Origin of the sequence: Mesorhizobium alhagi CCNWXJ12-2, from assembly GCF_000236565.1 — a bacterium.
In the GTDB taxonomy this organism is placed as follows: domain Bacteria; phylum Pseudomonadota; class Alphaproteobacteria; order Rhizobiales; family Rhizobiaceae; genus Allomesorhizobium; species Allomesorhizobium alhagi.
In genome coordinates, this window is the sequence record NZ_AHAM01000101.1 from 1 (window position 1) to 4,760 (window position 4,760).

Here is a 4,760-nt window from a genome sequence, read left to right on the forward strand (position 1 = left end):
GAGGACCGCGATTATATCCGTTTCCGTGCCGCGCTTGCCGCGCGCGAGGCCTTTGCGCATCACTTGGAGGCCAGCATAAATGTTGGCGCCGGGCACGCCCTGCTGCGCCTCTATTGCGGCCAGCATCCCTTCCACATCACCAACAGCGTGACGCGTCACTGTGCCCGGTCGGTCTGTTTCACCGGTTGGCGATGCATGGAATACGGACAGGACCAGGACGCCATCGATGCCTTCGGCGAGGCCGTGGAGCATTTCAACGTGGTCGCGGATAGGATCGGACGGCTTAAGCTGCGGGCGGGGTAGTGGGGACAATGGACGACTCCAAGGCAAGGGCGGCGATATCGGCGATGTGGTCTCTGAAGGCCGGTGCGAACGCGGCACTTTTGGAACCGTCTCTCGCGTCAGGAGGGTAAACCTGAAGACCCCCGGACGGCGTTCTAACCAAGCGGCAACCGAGTAGTGTTATGTCTGGAGTGAGTTCGACGTCGAATGTCGCCACTCTATGGAAGCCGCTAGGTGACGGGCTTTCGCCCGCCACCTTGAATCGTTGGACTCTAGGCTGCAATGGGGTATTCCCCCGCCTTGGCTTCGTCCGCGGCATACTGCGCAGCGTAGGCAAGGCGGCACTGATAGGCATCCATGTCGCACCGAAGGCACGCTGACGCGTACTCCAGCGTCGCGAATTCGTCGGGCTTATTGCCCCCGTCGCGAACCGCGAAATACCGACCAACAAGCTGGTCGCCGTCATCGATACTAGACATATGCAGAGAGCTTAAAAACGCTTGGAACCGGGGCGAAACGAAAGACTCGCCGTGAACGTCCGCGCCGTGCATGAACTCCATCGCCCACACGATTTGGGGCGCGCGCACGGCCGAGTATCCGACCGTAATCTGCGTGAAGCCGTCCGCCATTGCAGCGCAGTCGACTGACCTGACGCGATAGGCTTTGAAGTCGAAGGTCGGCTTAAAATCACTGGTCTGACGAGGTGCGTTATCGTTGACGGATTCAGATGCGGCTTTCCGTGCGTCGATGCGTTCCTGTACTTTCTCGGAAATCATGCTGCCGCCCTCGCCGCGATGCGCTGGTCAATCCACTGTTGGACTTCGCTTTTGACGAATGCCACACGGCGCTCGCCGAGTGATACAGCCACCGGGAAGCGTTTCTCTGCGCGATAGCGATTCAGCATTGTGCGGCTTAAGCTGGTCATGGCCGCAGCGGTGTTAAGCGAAACAAGAGTCGGCGAGTTGTCATTGTCGAAATGCATGGTTCCTCCTCCGGCGCCGGACAAAATCCGAGCGCGGTTCAATTTGGTTCTTGGGAATTTAAAGGGTTTGGGCCGGGTATGGGAAAGACTGACGCCTCTCGGCGCCGGCTACGCGGCTGGTAAAACCAACCATTACAACCGTATAGGCGTTTTCGCCTAGAAAAGCAAGGCACATTTCACCCGACAATTCGCCTCTAATGTCAAGCTATTTTTCGATATGCGGCGCTTTGTCGCAATAAGACGCCCAATCCGCCATCAACGCCCGCCGCTTCGCCAATGCATCGCCACGGCGATAAGCGCGCTCGACGGCCGTGCCAGTTACGTGGGCAAGTGCCGCTTCTGCAATTTCGGTCTGGTGATCAGTTGCCTCCGTCGCCCAGTCCTTGAAGGTCGAGCGGAAGCCGTGCACGGTCGCGATCCTCGGCTTGCCGTCAGCGTTCAGTTGCTTGGGATCAACAAAGCCTTCTCGGCCCGCCTTCTGTTCGGAAGCGTGTATGCGCTTGATGGCAGCCGCCAATGTCATGTCGGAAAGTTCCCCGCCTCGCACGGCCGGAAAGACCAGGTCGTTACCGTGAAACCGCGGCGTCGCCTTAAGTAGCTTTACGGCGGCATCTGACAGCGGAACGCGGTGGGCCTTGCCTTCTTTCATGCGGCGCGCCGGGATCGCCCACATCGCCGCGTCCAAGTCAATTTCCGACCATACAGCGCCGCGCACCTCGCCGCTCCGCGCAGCGGTCAAGATTGTGAATTCCAGCGCCCTAGCGCCCATGCCGTCGATGGCCGCAAGCTTGTTCATGAAAGCTGGCATCTGCTCATAGGGTAGCGCCGGATGGTTATTAGTGCTGGTGAGAGAGTCCGGCTTGTGGAGAACGTGCTCCAAGTTGCCTTTCCACGCAGCCGGGTTCTCTCCTGCCCGCAACCCTTCCACCTTGGCGGAATCAAGCACGCGCTCGATTCGCTCGCGCAGCTTCTCAGCCGTTTCCTGCTTGATGCCCCATAGCGGCCGAATCACCGACAGCACGTCCTGTACGTCGATAGCGACCAGCGCTTTGTCGCGGATGGGCGCCGCGTGATTAGTCAGTGTGTTACGCCAACCCGCTTCGGTCTTCGCGCCGCGCCAGCGACCTGCCTTCACGGCATCTGCAATATAGTCGTCCGCGTATTCGCCGAACGTCTTTACCGCGGCCTTGGCCTTGGCCGCCTCGATCGCCTCGACGCCGTGTTTGTGTCCGATCGGGTCAATGCCCTGGCGGACTAGCGCGCGGGCTGCTTCGGCCTTGTCGCGGGCAGTGGCGAGACCGACACTGTGCAGCGGCCCTAGACCTAACTCGCGCCGCTTGCCACCATGTCTATAATCGAGGATCCAATAGCGGCCATTACCCTTTGTGACCAACCACAGGCCGCCGCCGTCACGTAGCTTGCCGGCCTTGCTGGCCGCAATTGACTTCACCGTCAGGACGTTTCTGGTATGGCTCCCCATATCGCTTTCCCCGCTTTTTCCCCGCTATTGGGTAGTGTGCTATAGCTAACCACTATGGACGCAATGGGCAAGCGATATGTTTGTTTTCAACGGGTTGCCGGGGAGACGGTGTACGCTATGGTTGCTAATGGACGCTATATTGTATCCGGCCCGGGGAGCCACCATTTTCAGACACTTAGCAAATCTCATTTTTTCTGAAAAAGCCGCTCTGGGTACGCCACGGGTACGGCGGTCCTGATTGCCGTCCTCTCTCCGGCCGCGCATGTTGCGTGGCGGAAAAGTTGGATACGGGATGAAGTCGAAGACATCTTGATGATGTACAAGGCGTTGGAAGCCGCCGATCCGACTATTCAGTTCCCCGGTTTGACATCGAAGGCGAAGGTGCATCAGCAATGCCTGAAGCGAGCGCGCAGATCGTGACTACGGAACGCTTCGCACCTGACAATATCCGCCTGCAATGCCCATATTAGCGGCGAACTCAAATCTGAGGAGGTCCAGATGGCCATGACGGAACGTGCAGTGCTTGCCGGCGGCTGCTTCTGGGGCATGCAGGATCTGATCCGCCGCTATCCCGGCGTGATTTCCACGCGGGTCGGCTACACCGGCGGCGATGTGCCCAACGCCACCTATCGCAACCACGAAGGACATGCCGAGGCGATCGAGATCGTGTTTGATCCGACCAAGATCAGCTATCGCGATCTGTTGGAATTCTTCTTCCAGATCCATGACCCGTCGACGCACAATCGCCAGGGCAACGATGTCGGCACGAGCTACCGCTCGGCGATCTTCTATACAGACGACGAGCAAAAGCGCGTTGCGGAAGACACCATTGCCGACGTGAACGCCTCAGGTCTTTGGCCAGGCAGCGTCGTGACCGAGGTGACGCCGGTCAGCGATTTCTGGGAGGCCGAGCCGGAGCATCAGGATTACCTCGAGCGCTATCCCAATGGCTACACCTGCCATTTCCCGAGGCCGAACTGGAAGCTTCCGAAGCGCGAAGAAATCCGCCAGGCTTGATAGCTGCGGTTGTGGCATACCGATCGGCGTTCTCCAAAAGGCGTTATCTCAACCGGTTCGTCCATAACCGGGGTTGGCACGGCCGGATCAATCCGGAATAGTCTGGCGGCCCCTCGCCTGACCGGAGCTTCGTCCACAGGCTCCCGCTACAATTCTTTTTCGGCAAGCTCGCGAAATTCGTCGGGAACGGACCGGGAAATCTCCAGCGTCGCCGACCCATAGCCGACCGCCTGCCATCCGAACCGTTCGCGGATCTTGTCGACGGCCTTGTCCGCCGTCCAACGGGCTATTCCTCTCTTTGTGCCCGGGCGGCGATGCTCGTCGGTGAGACCGAGAGGAAGGTCGAGCTGCATCTCCACCTGTTTGCTGAGATGCGACACGGAAATCGCCAGAAGCGAGATGGTCTTCTCCTGCGGGTGATCGGCAAGCGCGATGCGCACAAGCTCTTCGGCGATTTCCGCAAGCATTGCCGTTGCCGAAATCGGCGCGTCGAGCGTCACCGACCGGGTGACGGCATGGAAATCGGCAAAGCGAACACGCGCTGTCACGGTCCGCCCGGCCAGGGATTTTGCGCGAAGCCGGCTCGCAACCCGGTCGGCGAGGTGCAGCAGGGTCGGCCGAAAGATCCGTTCGTCGGCCGGTTTCCTGCCGAGCGCCGATTGCGCTCCAGCCGAGCGCGCCCGGTGGTGGGTCCTGATTTCCCGCGGATCGCGGTTCCACGCCAGGGCCGCGAGTTTCTCTCCCACCGCAGGGCCAAGCAGCCTCTCGAGCGATCGTCCCGGCGTCTTCGCCAGTTGGCCTATTCTGACAATGCCCTGTTCGGTCAGTTTCGCCTTGGTGGCGGGACCAACGCCCCACATCAGTTCGACGGGGAGATCGTGGAGAAATTCGAGCTCGCGTTCGGGACTGACCACGACGAGGCCGTCCGGTTTGGCGACCTGGGAAGCGATTTTCGCCAGATGCTTGGTGCGGGCGACACCGACGGAGATGGGAAGACCA

General features: G+C 60.1%; 6 protein-coding genes. 2 read left to right on the forward strand and 4 right to left on the reverse strand.

The annotated features are described in order from the left end of the window. Positions 1-303: hypothetical protein (locus MAXJ12_RS37630; protein WP_157999632.1), on the forward strand; the 303-nt coding region annotated here is incomplete at its 5' end. Positions 304-554: 251 nt separating this feature from the next. Here MAXJ12_RS37630 and MAXJ12_RS12665 read toward each other — a convergent pair. From MAXJ12_RS12665 to MAXJ12_RS12675, 3 genes are all read right to left on the reverse strand, one after another. After that, positions 555-1,058: a hypothetical protein gene (locus MAXJ12_RS12665; RefSeq protein ID WP_008836275.1), complete on the reverse strand. Its 504-nt coding sequence runs from the start codon at positions 1,056-1,058 to the stop codon at positions 555-557. Beyond that, entirely contained in the window at positions 1,055-1,264 is a 210-nt protein-coding gene (locus tag MAXJ12_RS12670) for a helix-turn-helix transcriptional regulator (protein ID WP_008836276.1), read from the reverse strand. Before MAXJ12_RS12670 ends, MAXJ12_RS12665 begins: the two co-directional genes overlap by 4 nt. 205 nt (positions 1,265-1,469) lie before the next feature. Continuing rightward, entirely contained in the window at positions 1,470-2,744 is a 1,275-nt protein-coding gene (locus tag MAXJ12_RS12675; RefSeq protein WP_008836277.1) for a tyrosine-type recombinase/integrase, read from the reverse strand. 504 nt (positions 2,745-3,248) lie between these two features. On the opposite strand from MAXJ12_RS12675, the gene msrA reads away from it, so the two are divergent. Beyond that, entirely contained in the window at positions 3,249-3,761 is a 513-nt protein-coding gene (gene msrA / locus MAXJ12_RS12680) for a peptide-methionine (S)-S-oxide reductase MsrA (protein ID WP_040586125.1), read from the forward strand. Between the two features lie 146 nt (positions 3,762-3,907). Here the strand turns inward: msrA and MAXJ12_RS12685 are convergent. Beyond that, positions 3,908-4,760 (reverse strand): DinB/UmuC family translesion DNA polymerase (locus MAXJ12_RS12685; RefSeq protein WP_008836279.1); only part of this gene is annotated, 853 nt, incomplete at its 5' end.